Origin of the sequence: Rhizobium herbae (assembly GCF_019511375.1) — a bacterium.
Lineage (GTDB): Bacteria > Pseudomonadota > Alphaproteobacteria > Rhizobiales > Rhizobiaceae > Pararhizobium > Pararhizobium herbae_A.
Genome location: NZ_JAEUAO010000002.1, coordinates 290,791 through 304,850 on the forward strand (window position 1 = coordinate 290,791; position 14,060 = coordinate 304,850).

The following is a 14,060-nucleotide window of genomic DNA, read 5'->3' on the forward strand; positions in this document are numbered from 1 at the left end:
CATCATGCGCCAGCGACAGGAGAGCCCCGTGCCCGGCGATGCGCTCCCGGCGGAAAAATTTGACAAGCGTCGCGGAACGCTCACCAGCTTCCTCAAGGACGAGGCCCGTGACAAGGGCTTCGACGTTTGCCGCGTAACGCGCCCGGACTCCATTCCGCAGGCGCCTGAGCGCCTCGCCGATTTTCTTGACCACGGATATCACGGGACCATGGACTGGATGGCGCAGACGGCGGATCGCCGCGCCGATCCGCGCGTCTTGTGGGGCGAGGTTCGCTCCGTCGTGCTCTTCGGGATGAACTACGGGCCGGACGAGGATCCGCGTTCGCTTCTTGAACGGCCCGAATGCGGGACCATTTCGGTCTATGCGCGCAACCGGGACTATCACGACGTCATCAAGGGCAGGCTCAAGGAGGTGGCGACGCGCTTTGCAGCAAGGGCTGGCGAGGACGTCAAGGTCTTCGTCGATACCGCGCCGGTGATGGAGAAACCGCTGGCCGAGCAGGCCGGGCTCGGCTGGCAGGGCAAGCACACCAATCTCGTCAGCCGCGAATTCGGCTCCTGGCTGTTCCTCGGCAGCCTTTTCACCACCGCCGAGCTCATGATCGACGAACCGGAGCGGGACCATTGCGGCTCCTGCCGCGCCTGCCTCGACGCCTGCCCGACCAACGCCTTTCCGGCTCCCTACAAAATCGATGCGCGTCGCTGCATTTCCTATCTGACGATCGAGCACAAGGGGACGATCGATCCGGCCCTTAGGCCGTTGATCGGCAATCGCATCTATGGCTGCGACGACTGTCTTGCCGCCTGCCCCTGGAACAAATTCGCCGCCAGTGCCTGCGAAATGAAGCTGAAGGCACGGGAGGATCTGCGGGCGCCGTCCTTGTCCTTCCTGCTGACGCTCGACGATGCTTCCTTCCGCGCATTTTTTTCCGGCTCGCCGGTCAAGCGCGTCGGTCGCGACCGCTTCGTGCGCAACTGCCTGATCGCCGCCGGTAATTCCGGCGATGCCGGGCTGATCGATGTCTGCGCGACCCTGTCGAAGGATGCGTCGCCACCGGTGCGCGGCATGGCGGTCTGGGCGTTGTCGCGGCTGATGACGGCTGGCGATTTCAACGATTTTGCGGCAAGACGGCAGAACGAGACCGATGTCGACGTCCTCGTCGAATGGAAACTGGCAGGAGTTGTCTGATGCATGTTCTGATCCTGGGCGCCGGCTACTCCGGCTCGGCCATTGCCAAGGCGTTTTTGCCTTTGGCGCAATCGGTCACCGGAACCACGCGATCGGCCGACAAGCTCGACGGCCTTCGTGCGCTTGGCATCGATGCGCTGGTTTATGACGGATCAACGATCTCGCCGGAACTCGCCGCGGCGATGAAGCGGACGACACATCTGATCCAGTCCATCGCGCCGGGCCGTGAGGGTGATCCGATAATGCGGCCCAGCACCCCCTCGCTTGCCGAGCTGATGCCGAACCTGCAATGGGCGGCCTATCTCTCGACGGTCGGCGTCTATGGCGATCACGGCGGCGCCTGGGTAACGGAGGAGACGTCGCTGGAGCCGGTGTCTGCCCGCTCGGTGGAGCGCGTCGCGGCGGAAAAGGCGTGGCTTGCCTTTGGCCAGGAGAGCAATATCCCGGTCGCGGTGCTGCGCCTGTCGGGCATCTACGGCCCGGGCCGCAATGCCTTCTGCAATCTCGAGGCCGGAACGGCCCGCCGCCTCATCAAGCCCAACCAGGTGTTCAATCGCATCCGCGTCGAGGATATCGCCGGCGCGGCCCTTTTTCTGGCGGAAAAATCGATCGGCGGCATCTTCAATGTCACCGACGACGAGCCCGCCCCGCCGCAGGATGTCGTGGCCGAGGCTGCGCGTCTGATGGGCGTCAGCCCGCCGCCCGAAATCCCCTTCGAAACGGCCGAATTGTCTCCCATGGCGCGGTCGTTCTATGGCGAGAACAAGCGCGTTTCGAATGCGCGCCTGCGCGACCTCGGCTTCGTCTTTCGCTTCCCCGACTATCGGATTTCGCTAGCCGAATTATGGGCCGGCGGACAATGGCGCGGATGATCTTCCAAGTATAAATGATTTCGAAAGACTATGGGTTTTCTTCCATAGTCGAAGAACAGAATGCTGAACTATTCCTGTTTTCTGGCCGTTTTGATCTGTCGGAACGGGCAAGAAAAACGGCGTTTGCTCTTTCTTCGATATGCAACCTGAGCGCGATACTGCGATTTTCTAGCTTGCGAACTGGCCAAATAAGGCACTTTTCAAAAATTTGAATCATTTTTTATATGCGGCCCGGGGCTCAGGGGCCGCTGTAGAGGCCTTTTAGGATTAATGCCTGATTCCAAAGCATTTCCGCGGTCATGTGACAGAATTTCAAAATTTCGTAATTTTAATTTTTTGCAGGTTGTCAATATTTCCTAATGCAACGTTAAAGGTTGAAGCACTTTTTCGCCATTTTTTCCCCCGACAAGCAGATCTTTCGTGAGACTTAACTAAATTTCAAACGAAGGGGTCGTCTGTTTGATCAAGACCAAACTCGCCTCTGCCGTAATGGCAGTTACTTTTGCCTTGGGGGCAACTCTTACTTCGGTAACACCAAGCCACGCTGCAGGAACCGGCTGCGGCGGTGCATCCTGGTACGCGCTTTCCTCGCGCACCGCGTCCGGCGAACGGATGAACGCCAAATATCTGACGGCCGCTCATCGAAACCTCAAATTCGGTACCAAGGTCGCCGTCACCAACAAGCGCAACGGCAAGACGGTTGTCGTGCGCATCAACGATCGCGGTCCCTTCATTCGCGGCCGCGTGCTCGACCTTTCCAAGGCCGCTGCCTCCCATATCGGCATGATCCGCTCGGGAACGGCCAGCATCTGTTACCGCGTCGTCAGCTGACGGCGAAGACGTGCCTGTCCGGATCTTGTTCCGGCCGGGTAAGATCCGGCATGATCGGCAAAGGCGCTTCTGCCTGCCGCATCGGCCACCGACCTCGCATCTGGTCAGCAATCGTCGTTTGCGGCCGCATCCCGGCTTGCTCTTGACGGCCATCACCGCTACCACGGCGGAAAATGGAGTGTGAAAGATGCGACTGGGTGGCAGGCTCGCCGGAGCCATAGAGGTTCTCGCCGATATTGAGGCGCGCAAGCGTCCCGTAGCCGATGCCCTCAAGGACTGGGGGCTGGCGCATCGTTTCGCCGGGTCCGGCGACCGCGCCGCAATCGGCAACATCGTCTACGACGCCCTGCGCATGAAACTGTCGCACGCCTGGCTGATGGATAGCGATAGCGCCACGGCGCTCGGTCATGCGGTCATGTTTCGCCAGTGGGGCGTGTCGCCGGAGCAGCTGGCCTCAGAACTGGAGGGCGACAAGTTTGCGCCCGAACCACTCACTGAGGAGATGAAGGCGGCTTTCGCCAGCCGCAAGCTGGAAGACGCGCCGCTTCATGTGCAGGGCGATATTCCGGAATGGGTGCAGCCGTCCTTCGAGCAGAATTTTGCCGAAGACTGGCTTGCCGAGGCGAAGGCGCTGGCCGGGCGTCCGGCTCTGGATCTGCGCGCCAACACCCTGAAGGCCTCACGTGAAAAAGTCCTGAAGGCGCTGGAGCGCTGTGGCGTCGAGCCGACGGTGATCGCCCGCAACGGCATCCGCGTGCAAGCCGGCGAGGGGCCGTCGCGGCTGCCCAACGTCACGGCAGAGCTGTCCTTCCAGAAAGGCTGGTTCGAGGTGCAGGACGAGGGGTCGCAGATCGTCGCCGATCTCGTGATGCCGCAGGAAGGCGAGCAGATCCTCGACTATTGCGCCGGCGGCGGCGGCAAGACGCTGGCCATGGCAGCCGCCATGAACAACAAGGGCCAGGTGCACGCCTACGACGCGGACCGCAAGCGCCTGGCGCCGATCATCGAGCGGCTGAAGCGGGCAGGGACGCGCAACGTCCAGGTCCACGACCGCCTGGAGGGCCTTGCGCCGCTTGCCGGCAAGTTCGACCGGGTTCTCGTCGATGCGCCCTGCACCGGCACCGGCACCTGGCGCCGCCGCCCGGATACGAAATGGCGGCTGACGCAGAAGAACCTCGAAGAGCGCCTGGCGCAGCAGCAGGAGGCGCTTGCCGGTGCCGCACGCTTCGTGCGCCCGGGCGGCCATCTCGTCTATGTCACCTGCTCGGTCCTGCCGGAGGAAAACGAGGCCCAGGTCTACAATTTCTGCGAGGATAATCCGGAGTTCGAGATCCTCTCCGGCGCCGATGCCTGGGCCGATCTCTTCGGCACCGACAAGCCGCAACCCTGGTCGGCCGACATGAAGACCGTCACGCTGACGCCGGCCTCCACCGATACCGACGGCTTCTTCTTCTGCCTGATGGGCCGGAAGGCCTAGCGCGCCACCAAGGCTCGGCCCTCTGGCGGCCACTCCATCATGCCCTAGTCCACCCGCAACGGATATTGCTGGCGCGGCGGGATCAGGTGATGCAGCACGGCGATGGTGACGAGCAGCACGCTTCCCAGCGAAACCACTTCGAAGAGCACCGGCGGGTCGAAATGCGAGGCGATCGCGACAATCGGCACGGCGCCGGCCGGCGGATGCGTGACGCGCAGCACCAGCATCAGGCCGATCGTGACGCCGACGGCAATCGCGCCCGCAAGCCAGAGGCCGGGAAAGAAAAAGCTCGCAACGCTGCCGGTCGCCGCGGCCAGCAGATAGCCGCCGATGACGTTTGCCGGCTGGGACAGCGGGCTCTTCGGCTGGCCGAACAGAAGCACGGCGCTGGCCCCGAAGGGGGCAATCAAGAGCGGCAGTCCGGTATAGACCGACAAAAGGCCGACCGCGACCATGGCGGTGATTGCACCGGCCGCGGATTTGGCGTGGTGATGGGCGTGGCCGCGAGGCTCGTGCCGGCGGACGAAGTGCTTGATGTGATGGCGCATGCGAGGGGGACCGAATGATGACGGCGCGACCATATAGATGAAAAATTCATCAGTAAATGCCTAAATATTGCGCTTTCGGGCGGCGCGATGCGGCCGGATTGCGGCGGCGGATTGAAACCGTTCTAAACTATACAATTTGACACAAGTTTACTTTTGGTCCATGTAAACCGGGTTGAACAGCCACGTCCCTATCTCGCTTGCGCGCCGATTGCGCGACCCGAGGCAGCGGGCGGCGGGGAACTCCGAATTCATTCGGAAAAATGCCAGGAGAGATCATGACCACATCATTCCTTCGCGGCGCCGCGCTGGCGCTCGCAACTGCAACGTCGATGCTTGCACTGCAGCCGGCGCTGGCTGCGACCGACGCCGCCGCCGTCGTCAAGCACTATGCCGAGGTGGCGCACGCCAAATATTCCGATGCGCTCTCGACCGCCGAGGCGCTCGACAAGGCGGTCGACGCGCTGATCGCGACGCCAAGCGAGGCGACGCTGAAGGCGGCCCGCGAGGCCTGGCTTGCTGCCCGCAATCCCTATCAGGAAACCGAAGTCTATCGTTTCGGCAACCCGATCGTCGATGAGTGGGAAGGCAAGGTCAATGCCTGGCCGCTCGACGAAGGCCTGATTGACTATGTCGATCCGAGCTACGGCACGGAAAGCGACGAGAATGCGCTGTTCACCGCCAACGTCATCGCCAACAAATCGATCAAGATCGACGGCAAGGACGTGGATGCGACCAACATCACGCCGGAATTGCTCTCCGGCACGTTGCAGGAGGCAGGCGGCATCGAGGCGAATGTCGCGGCCGGCTACCATGCGATCGAATTCCTGCTCTGGGGCCAGGACCTGAACGGCACGGGCAAGGGCGCGGGCAACCGGGCCTACACCGACTATGACACGAAGGCCTGCACCAACGGCAATTGCGACCGCCGCGCCGCCTATCTGAAGGCAGCCAGCGACCTGCTCGTGTCCGACCTCAGGGAGATGGTCGCCAACTGGGCGCCGGATGGCGCTGCCACCAAGAATGTCGAAGGTGACGCCAAGGCCGGCCTCGCCGCGATTCTCACCGGCATGGGCTCGCTCTCCTACGGCGAACTGGCGGGCGAGCGAATGAAGCTCGGTCTTTTGCTGCACGATCCGGAAGAGGAGCACGACTGCTTCTCCGACAACACCTACAACTCGCATCTGCACGACGCGATCGGCATCCAGTCGGCCTATCTCGGCGAATACACCAGGGTCGACGGCACGAAGCTGACCGGTCCGTCGCTTTCCGAACTCGTCTCCGCCAAGGATCCGGCGCTCGACAAGGAAATGAAGGAGCAACTGGCAGCGACCGTCACCGCAATGGAAGCCATGGCCAAGCGCGGCCAGACGGTCGAGGCCTATGACCAGATGATCGCCGAAGGCAACGCCGAGGGCAACGCCGTCGTGCAGGCGGCCATCGATGGTCTGGTTGCGCAGGCAAAGACGGTCGAGCGCGTCATTGCGTCGCTGGATCTCGGCACGATCGAGCTTGAAGGTTCCGACAGCCTGGATAATCCTAACGCTGTCTTCCAGTAAGCAAAGGCGGGCCGCCGCTTATGTCGCGGCCCGGTTTTTCTGAATGCCTGTTTGGCTCGTCCGAGGTGTGCTCTTTCCGTCTGCCGCTGCGCTTTTGCTGACAGCGGGCGGTTTTTCCGTTTTTGGGGGGGAGGGGATTGCGTCTGGGGCGGCATACCCCCCTCTGTCACTGCGTGACATCTCCCCCTCAAGGGGGGAGATTGGCTCCGAGCCAACTGCTATTTCTACTGGAAAGGCAACCGGAATTTCCAGGTGGGAGAGTGGGCGAGAGGTTGCCACATCGATCTCCCCCCTTGAGGGGGAGATGCCCGGCAGGGCAGAGGGGGGTAAAGCCGCGGCAACGAAAAGCGCCGACCATTTCTCCGCCCAGGCACGCGACGACCTTTCCGAGGCTGACAAAGCACGTGTCGAGGCCGTAACCCGCCCCACGACCGATTTCGCCAAGGCCGAGAAATTTGAGGCCATGTCGGGTGGTGCGGGCACCTCCATCGCCTCGGTCAATCAAGACAGCTTCTCGCAGTTTTCGGCCAACATCACCTTTGCCGAGGAAGGGACGTTCAAGCTCGGCAATGCGCTGTTTCGCAAGCTCTGGGTCTCGTCACCCTCCTCGACGCAGGCCTCGGACGGCCTTGGGCCGCTCTACAATGCCCGTGCCTGCCAGACCTGCCACCTGAAGGACGGGCGCGGTCACCCGCCGGAAGGGTCGACGGACACGACCTCGATGTTCCTGCGGCTTGCCCGCGGGCCGAAGAGCGACGCGGAACGGGCGGCGCTCGCTGCCCATGACGTATTGAATTTCCCGGATCCGGTCTATGGCGCCCAGTTGCAGGATAGCGCCGTGCCCGGTCTTTCCGCCGAAGGCCGCATGAAGGTCGCCTATACCGAAGCTCCGGTCACGCTCTTTGGCGGCGAAACGGTTTTCCTGCGAAAGCCGCGCTATTCGATCGACAAGCCCGCTTATGGTGCGCTTGATGAAACGACCACGCTTTCGCCGCGCGTGACCCAGGCGATGAGCGGGCTTGGGCTGGTCGAGGCGATCCATCCCGCCGACATCCTCATCAATTCGGATCGCGACGACAGGAACGGCGACGGCATAAGCGGCAAACCGGCGCTGGTGCGTGATCCCGTCTCCGGCAAACTGACCCTCGGCCGCTTCGGCTGGAAGGCGCAGAGCGCCACCGTGCGTCAGCAGAGCGCGGATGCGCTTGCGGGGGACATTGGCATCTCATCGCCGGACGCCAGACGCAGCCATGGAGATTGCACCCCGGCGCAGACCGCGTGCCTGGCGATGGCCGACGGCGTGCAACCGAGGCTGGGCGATACCGAAGCGCCGGATCCGATCCTCGACCTCATCACCTTCTACGCGGAAAACCTGGCGGTTCCGGCGCGGCGCAAGGCGAGTTTCAAGGAAACGCTGGCGGGCAAGAAAGTCTTCTATGAGACCGGCTGCATCTCCTGCCACGTCCCCAAATTTGTCACCCGCCGCGACGCTGCCAACAAGGCGCATTCCTTCCAGTTGATCTGGCCCTATTCCGATTTCCTGCTGCATGACATGGGCGATGGGCTCGCCGACGGCCAGCAAGTGGGCGACGCGTCGGGTGGCGAATGGCGCACGCCGCCGCTCTGGGGTATCGGATTGACCAGGACGGTGAGCGGCCACACGTTTTTCCTGCACGACGGGCGGGCCCGCAATCTGACCGAAGCGATCCTCTGGCACGGCGGCGAAGCGGCAGAAGCACGCGATCGGTTTGCGGCGCTGGAAAAAGCCGATAGACAAGCCCTGATGACATTCCTGGAGTCTCTGTGATGCGCCACCGGCTTCCCCTGCTTCTCGGCCTCGGCCTTGCCATCCTGTCGCTGCCCGCCATGGCCGAGGATGTCGAGGGGATCAGGCCGCCGCGCGCCGGGCTCAAGCTTGAGGCGGTGCCGCGCGTCATGCAGAAGGCCGTCGACGATTTCATCCGCCCCGGTTACCTCGACCTGATGGAGGGCACGCAATCGCTTGCCGAAGCGGCCCATGTGCTGTGCGACAAGCCTTCCGAGGAGACCTTCGGCGACGTGCAGATGACCTTCGACGAGGTCGTCCAGCAATGGTCGACGATCGAGATCGTCCGCGTCGGGCCGGTCATCGAGGGCAACCGTTTCGAGCGCTTCCTGTTTTTCCCGGATCGCAAGAGCACCGGCCTGAAACAGGTCCAGCGCATCCTGGCGACAAGCGACGAGACCGCGACAAAGGCGGAGACGCTGAAGGGCAAGAGCGTTGCCGCGCAGGGTCTCGGCGCGCTGGAATATGTGCTTTACGGAACCGGCGCGGAGGTCCTGTCGTCGCAGAAGAACGGGTTCCGGTGCCGCTACGGTGCGGCGATCGCCGACAACCTGAAGTCCATTGCCGCCGAACTTCATGCCGAATGGGAGAAGCCGGATGGCATCCAGTCCGCCTGGAAGACGCCCGGTCCCGACAATCCGCTCTATCGCGACGGCAAGGAAGCGGCGACTGAACTGCTCGGCATCCTCGTCCATGGCGTCGAAAGCATCCGGGACCAGCGCTTGCGGCCGTTCTATGCCGCCATCGTCAAGGGCGAGCCGGACAAGGGGCATCCGAAGCTGGCGATCTACTGGCGCTCGGGCAATACCATGCCGGCGCTCTCGGCCAATTTCACGGCGGTCCAGACGCTGTTCAACGAGGCCGACCTGGGGGGCCTGCTGCCCGACGGCAGGCGCTCGATGGTGCGCGCCATCAACCATGTCCTGCAGGCTATCGTCGACGATGCCGATCAGATCGATCTGCCGATCGACGAGGCCATCGAAGACGAGGAGCAGCGCGTCAGGCTGAACCGCATCCTGCAGAACACAAATGACGTTCTGCAGCGCCTCAATCTGGATTTCGGCGGCGCCATCGGGCTTGGTGCCGGCTTCTCTTTCGCCGATGGCGACTGAGCCTCGAGCCCTCGCTTCGATCGCCCGCCAAGTCTTTGAAAGCGGTTGACAAAAGCCGTCCAGAGGCGCAAAGCGTCAACCGTGTTCCACTGCGAACACGGCCATACAAGGATCAACTGATCATGAACCCCGACAGTCGAAGTACCGCTTCGATCTTGCCGACCGTCAGGCCCTGAAAGCAGGGGGCCGCTGGCGGTCGACAGACTTGCCAGAATGGAACCCCGATATGCTGCGCAGCTACAAAAGCCAGAACAATCACTTTGCCCTGCTCGACGCCACGGAACTGGCTGAAACCACGCCGGTCGTGTGGTTTGATCTGTTTAATCCCACCCAGACCGAGACCCGCATCGTCGAACAGCATCTCGGCATCGAAATCCCGACGCGGGACGAAATGCAGGAGATCGAGCTTTCCGACCGCCTGTATCAGGAGGACGGCGCCGAGTTCATGACCATGACTGCGGCGACCGAGCTCGACGGCGACAATCCGGTCAAGGTGCCGGTCACCTTCATCCTGAAGGGAGCGACACTGGTGACCGTTCGCCATGCCGATCCGAAGCCGTTCCATCTTTATGCCGCGCGCATGCAGCGGCCGAACGGGGTCGCCTGCGAAAGCGGGGAACTGGCCATGCTGGGGCTCCTGGAAGCCATGATCGACCGTACGGCCGATGCGCTGGAGCGTATCGGCAACGAAGTCGACGGCATCTCGCGGGAAGTGTTCCGCAAGAACACATCCAGCGTCACGAAGAAGACCCGCGACCTCCAGTCGCTAATCGAGCAGATCGGCCAGAAAGGCGATTTCCTGAGCGTCATCCGCGAAAGCCTCGTCAGTGTCGGCCGGCTCGTCGCCTATCACACGGCGCTCGACGGGATCGGCGTCCGCAGGGCAATCAAGGAAAGCCGCCAGCGCGTCAAACTGATCCAGCGCGATGCCGCCTCGCTTGGCGACCATGCGCTGTTTCTGTCGAACAAGATCAACTTCCTGCTCGATGCGACGCTCGGGCTGATCAATCTTGAGCAGAACCAGATCATCAAGATCTTCTCGGTCGCCGCCGTCGTCTTCCTACCGCCGACGCTGGTCGCCTCGATCTACGGCATGAATTTCGACGTCATGCCGGAGCTGAAACTCGGGTTCGGCTATCCGATGGCGCTGTTCATGATGGTACTGTCGGCCTATCTGCCCTTCCTCTATTTCAAGCGGCGGGGCTGGCTTTGAAAGAGCGGTCTGATAAAAGGCAAGCGTGTCGCGTCTTGACCCACTACGTCATCCTCGGCCCTGTGCCGAGGATCTGCCTTCGCCGGTTAAACTATTGAGCGTCATTGTTTATTTAAAATTCACTCACGGGCTTAGATGCTTGGGACAAGCCCAGGCATGACGAAGGAAGGAGGTGGCCGACTTTGTCATCAATCTGGCGATCGCGTCTCGCATGCGACAGGTGTTAGGCGGTCGGTAATCCCATGAACCTCATCCAGCGCCAATCCGGGAATTTGATCGGCCGCCGCACCTTCCTGAGGATGGCGGGCGCGAGTTGGGCGGCAACGCTTGCGCCAGGCGCCGCCTTCGCGCTGTCACGAACCGAGGCGGTCTATGCCTCCGCCTTCATGGCGCCCGATGGCTCCTACGGGATCGCAACTCTGACCGAGGAAGGGGACATCCTCGAGCGGGTGCCGCTGCCGGCGCGCGCCCATGGCATGACCTGCTCGCCGGTCGGCAACCGTGCCGTCGCCTTTGCCCGCAGGCCAGGCACCTATGCGCTGGTCTTCGCGCCGGACAATAGCCAGGGGCCGATCGTCATCACCTCGGTCGAGGGCCGGCATTTCTACGGCCACGGTTGCTTTTCCGCCGATGGGCGTTTGCTATACGCGACGGAGAACGATTTTTCCGGCAATCGCGGCATGATCGGCGTCTATGACGGCACGAACGATTTTGCCCGGATAGGCGAATTTCCCTCCCATGGCATCGGCCCGCACGACATGACGCTGTCGGCGGATGGCCGGATGCTGGTCGTCGCCAATGGCGGCATCGAAACACATCCGGATTTCGGCCGCACCAAACTCAACCTCGATCACATGGAGCCGTCTTTGGCGCTGGTGGACACGCAAACGGGCGCGCTGATCGAGCGTCACGCCATGCCGGACCACCTGCGCCAGCTTTCCACGCGGCATGTGGATATCGATGCCGATGGCAGGATCTGGTTCGCCTGCCAGTATGAGGGCGCGCGCAACGACCTGCCGCCGCTTGCCGGCTCATTCTCGCGCGGCGAGGATATCCGCTTCCTGGAACTGCCGGAGGAGACGACGGTGGCGCTGGCCAACTATGTCGGCGCCATCGCGGTGAACCGGCGCGACGGGCTGGTGGGGCTGACCTCGCCGAAGGGCGGCACGGCGGTCACGGTCGACGCGAAGACGGGCAGGGTTGTCAGGCAGGACAGGCTTGCCGATGCGGCCGGCATCGCCCCCGCCCCGCATGGCTTCGTCGCGTCGTCCTACAGCGGCCAGTTCGGCGAAGCACACAGCAACGTCGCCTGGGATCAGCACATCGTCAGGCTCGGGAAACTCTGAAAGCGGCGGGTTCAGGATTGACCATCGGCTCGTCGGAGCAAGGCTTCGATATTGTCCCAGAGATAGGCGACCTGCTCGTAACTGCGGTCTCCGACCCCAACCCCGCTCGTTGCGATCACTTTCGCGCCAAGCCGTTCATAAAACTGCCGGTTGGGATTGCCGGCGAGAACCCAGGCAAACAGGGACCTGGCGCCTTGTCCGGCGCATTGTGCCGCCACCGACCGCACCAGGGCAGTGCCGATGCCGGCCCGCTGATGCTCGCTGCGGATATAGAGCGCGTAAAGTTCGTGAATATGCGCTGGAACGCGGCCGCGCGGCGGGCCGAAATTGGCAAAGCCGATGATGTTGCTTGCGCCCGGCTCGACGGCGACGAGATAATGGACAGCCGGCACGCCCATCCGCCGCGCAAGGCGAATGGCCTCGTCCTCGCGCGACATGCCATCGAGAAAGGCATCGGCCAACAGCCCGCGAAACGTCGAGCGCCAGGTGTCGACGAGGACACCGGCGATCGCGAAGACGTCGTCGCCGGTGGCCGGGCGTATCTGGAAGGGCTTGTGTTCATCCATGCAGTCGATATGGGGATCGCGCATGGGACATGACAGTGGCCGTTCGACAGTGTGGCCCCTCATCCGCCCGGCCGGGCACCTTCTCCCCGCGACAGCGGGGAGAAGGTAACTTGCCGCCCCGTATCGCCAATCAACAGAAGTTAAGCCGGGCATGTCCCCTCTCCCCGCCTGCGGGGAGAGGGTTAGGGTGAGGGGCAAAAACGGGCTGTTTGCCCATGGCGTTGTCGCGCCTGATCGCCCTCGTCTCGGCGCAACATGACGGTTTATGTCGCCAATTGAGCTTGTTCTCGGTTTTCCGTCATGCGACTGTCCGTCCGCCGGGATGTGCCGGTACGGCGGCAATATGCGCGCAGACGATTGAGAGAACACGGTGGAATTTCGCGACCGCATCCGCAACAGTTTCGGCAGGCAGGCCGCCATGGCGACGATCGGCGCCGAGCTGACGCGGGTTGAGCAGGGCACAGTCGAGATCGAGCTTCCCTTCGACGAGAAACTGACCCAGCAGCATGGCTTCCTGCATGCCGGCATCATTTCGGCGGCGCTCGATGCCGCCGGCACCTATGCCGCCTATTCGCTCATCGATCCCGACGCCTCCATTCTCACCATCGAATTCAAGGTCAACCTGATGTCACCGGGCAGGGGCGAGCGGTTCCTGTTCCGCGGCGAGGTGATGAAGCCGGGCACGACGATCATCGTCTCCGACGGTCGCGGTTATGCGCTTTCCGCTGATGGACCGGCCAAGCTGATAGCCTCGATGACGGCGACGATGATGGTGATCCGCGGACGCGAGGGAATTGAAGGATGACATTCGAACTGAAGCATGTGGCAGGCAAGACGCTGCTCTACGTCATGGCCGTCGATGCGGAATATGGTGTGCACCTGCGTGAGCGCATATCGCCGCTGATGACCGGCGTCGGCCCGGTCGAGGCTGCGGTAACGCTGACCCGCACGCTGTCGGACCTGCATTGGCGCGACAGCCTGCCCGATCTCGTCGTCTCGCTCGGCTCGGCCGGATCGGCTCGGCTGGAGCAGACGGAAGTCTATCAGGCGACCTCTGCCGCCTACCGCGACATGGATGCGTCGCCGCTCGGTTTCACGAAGGGCGCCACCCCGTTCCTCGACCTGCCCGTCAGCGTCGATCTGCCGCTGCGCATTCCCGGCGTGAAACGGGCAAGTCTCTCGACCGGCGCAAATATCGTTTCCGGCGCGACCTATGAGACGATCGATGCCGACATGGTCGAGATGGAGACCTATGCCATCCTGCGAGCCTGCCAGTCCTTCGGCATCCCGCTCGTCGGGCTGCGGGGCATTTCCGATGGCAAGGCCGACCTGAAGCATGTCGACGACTGGACGGAATATCTGCACGTGATCGATGAGAAGCTCGCGGCCGCCGTCGATGCGTTGGAAAGAGCCGTCGAAACGGGCGAAATCGCCGTCTGACGGCGCAAAATTGTCGGGGTGCAATGTAATCGTTGCGCTTATGGCCGCCTTTATTTAAAGGCTCGCCATAGTTCCCCACCAGATG

Annotated in this window: 13 protein-coding genes; 11 read left to right on the forward strand and 2 right to left on the reverse strand. The window is 62.7% G+C overall.

Going from position 1 to position 14,060, the window contains the following annotated elements:
- Positions 1-28: 28 nt before the first annotated feature.
- The 4 genes from queG to JNB71_RS08630 all read left to right on the forward strand — a co-directional run bounded on the left by queG (position 29) and on the right by JNB71_RS08630 (position 4,369).
- Complete coding sequence (queG, locus tag JNB71_RS08615; RefSeq protein WP_431028455.1) at positions 29-1,189, forward strand: tRNA epoxyqueuosine(34) reductase QueG; 1,161 nt, start codon at positions 29-31, stop codon at positions 1,187-1,189.
- Complete coding sequence (locus JNB71_RS08620; RefSeq protein WP_220371422.1) at positions 1,189-2,061, forward strand: SDR family oxidoreductase; 873 nt, start codon at positions 1,189-1,191, stop codon at positions 2,059-2,061. The genes queG and JNB71_RS08620 overlap by 1 nt, the downstream gene beginning before the upstream one ends.
- A 489-nt stretch (positions 2,062-2,550) precedes the next feature.
- Positions 2,551-2,892, forward strand: a complete 342-nt coding sequence (locus JNB71_RS08625; protein ID WP_112848626.1) for a septal ring lytic transglycosylase RlpA family protein — start codon at positions 2,551-2,553, stop codon at positions 2,890-2,892.
- Between the two features lie 187 nt (positions 2,893-3,079).
- Positions 3,080-4,369 carry an RsmB/NOP family class I SAM-dependent RNA methyltransferase gene (locus JNB71_RS08630; protein ID WP_220371423.1) on the forward strand — a complete coding sequence of 430 codons (1,290 nt, stop codon included), beginning with the start codon at positions 3,080-3,082 and terminating at the stop codon, positions 4,367-4,369.
- A 44-nt stretch (positions 4,370-4,413) separates the two neighbouring features.
- Here the strand turns inward: JNB71_RS08630 and JNB71_RS08635 are convergent, their stop codons facing one another.
- The gene (locus tag JNB71_RS08635) at positions 4,414-4,917 is read right to left on the reverse strand and encodes an HPP family protein (RefSeq protein WP_018323850.1); all 504 of its coding nucleotides are present in this window, start codon (positions 4,915-4,917) and stop codon (positions 4,414-4,416) included.
- A 275-nt stretch (positions 4,918-5,192) separates the two neighbouring features.
- Here JNB71_RS08635 and JNB71_RS08640 point away from each other — a divergent pair, with 275 nt between their 5' ends.
- The 5 genes from JNB71_RS08640 (at position 5,193) to JNB71_RS08660 (ending at position 11,969) form a co-directional block, all read left to right on the forward strand.
- Positions 5,193-6,473, forward strand: coding sequence for an imelysin family protein (locus JNB71_RS08640; RefSeq protein WP_220371424.1), 1,281 nt, complete (start codon positions 5,193-5,195; stop codon positions 6,471-6,473).
- Positions 6,474-6,777: 304 nt separating this feature from the next.
- Positions 6,778-8,280: a di-heme oxidoredictase family protein gene (locus JNB71_RS08645; protein WP_220371425.1), complete on the forward strand. Its 1,503-nt coding sequence runs from the start codon at positions 6,778-6,780 to the stop codon at positions 8,278-8,280.
- A complete protein-coding gene (locus JNB71_RS08650; protein ID WP_220371426.1) occupies positions 8,280-9,410 on the forward strand; it encodes an imelysin family protein in 1,131 nt (376 codons plus the stop codon). Before JNB71_RS08645 ends, JNB71_RS08650 begins: the two co-directional genes overlap by 1 nt.
- A 226-nt stretch (positions 9,411-9,636) precedes the next feature.
- Positions 9,637-10,623, forward strand: coding sequence for a magnesium transporter CorA family protein (locus JNB71_RS08655; protein WP_220371427.1), 987 nt, complete (start codon positions 9,637-9,639; stop codon positions 10,621-10,623).
- A gap of 242 nt (positions 10,624-10,865) precedes the next feature.
- Positions 10,866-11,969, forward strand: a complete 1,104-nt coding sequence (locus JNB71_RS08660) for a DUF1513 domain-containing protein (RefSeq protein ID WP_220371428.1) — start codon at positions 10,866-10,868, stop codon at positions 11,967-11,969.
- 11 nt (positions 11,970-11,980) lie between these two features.
- Here JNB71_RS08660 and JNB71_RS08665 read toward each other — a convergent pair whose 3' ends face one another.
- On the reverse strand, positions 11,981-12,559 hold the full coding sequence (locus JNB71_RS08665) for a GNAT family N-acetyltransferase (RefSeq protein WP_220371429.1): 579 nt from the start codon (positions 12,557-12,559) through the stop codon (positions 11,981-11,983).
- Positions 12,560-12,953: 394 nt separating this feature from the next.
- Here JNB71_RS08665 and JNB71_RS08670 point away from each other — a divergent pair, with 394 nt between their 5' ends.
- Positions 12,954-13,340, forward strand: a complete 387-nt coding sequence (locus JNB71_RS08670; protein ID WP_222857264.1) for a PaaI family thioesterase — start codon at positions 12,954-12,956, stop codon at positions 13,338-13,340.
- On the forward strand, positions 13,337-13,975 hold the full coding sequence (locus JNB71_RS08675) for a 5'-methylthioadenosine/S-adenosylhomocysteine nucleosidase (RefSeq protein WP_220371431.1): 639 nt from the start codon (positions 13,337-13,339) through the stop codon (positions 13,973-13,975). Before JNB71_RS08670 ends, JNB71_RS08675 begins: the two co-directional genes overlap by 4 nt.
- Positions 13,976-14,060 lie beyond the last annotated feature (85 nt).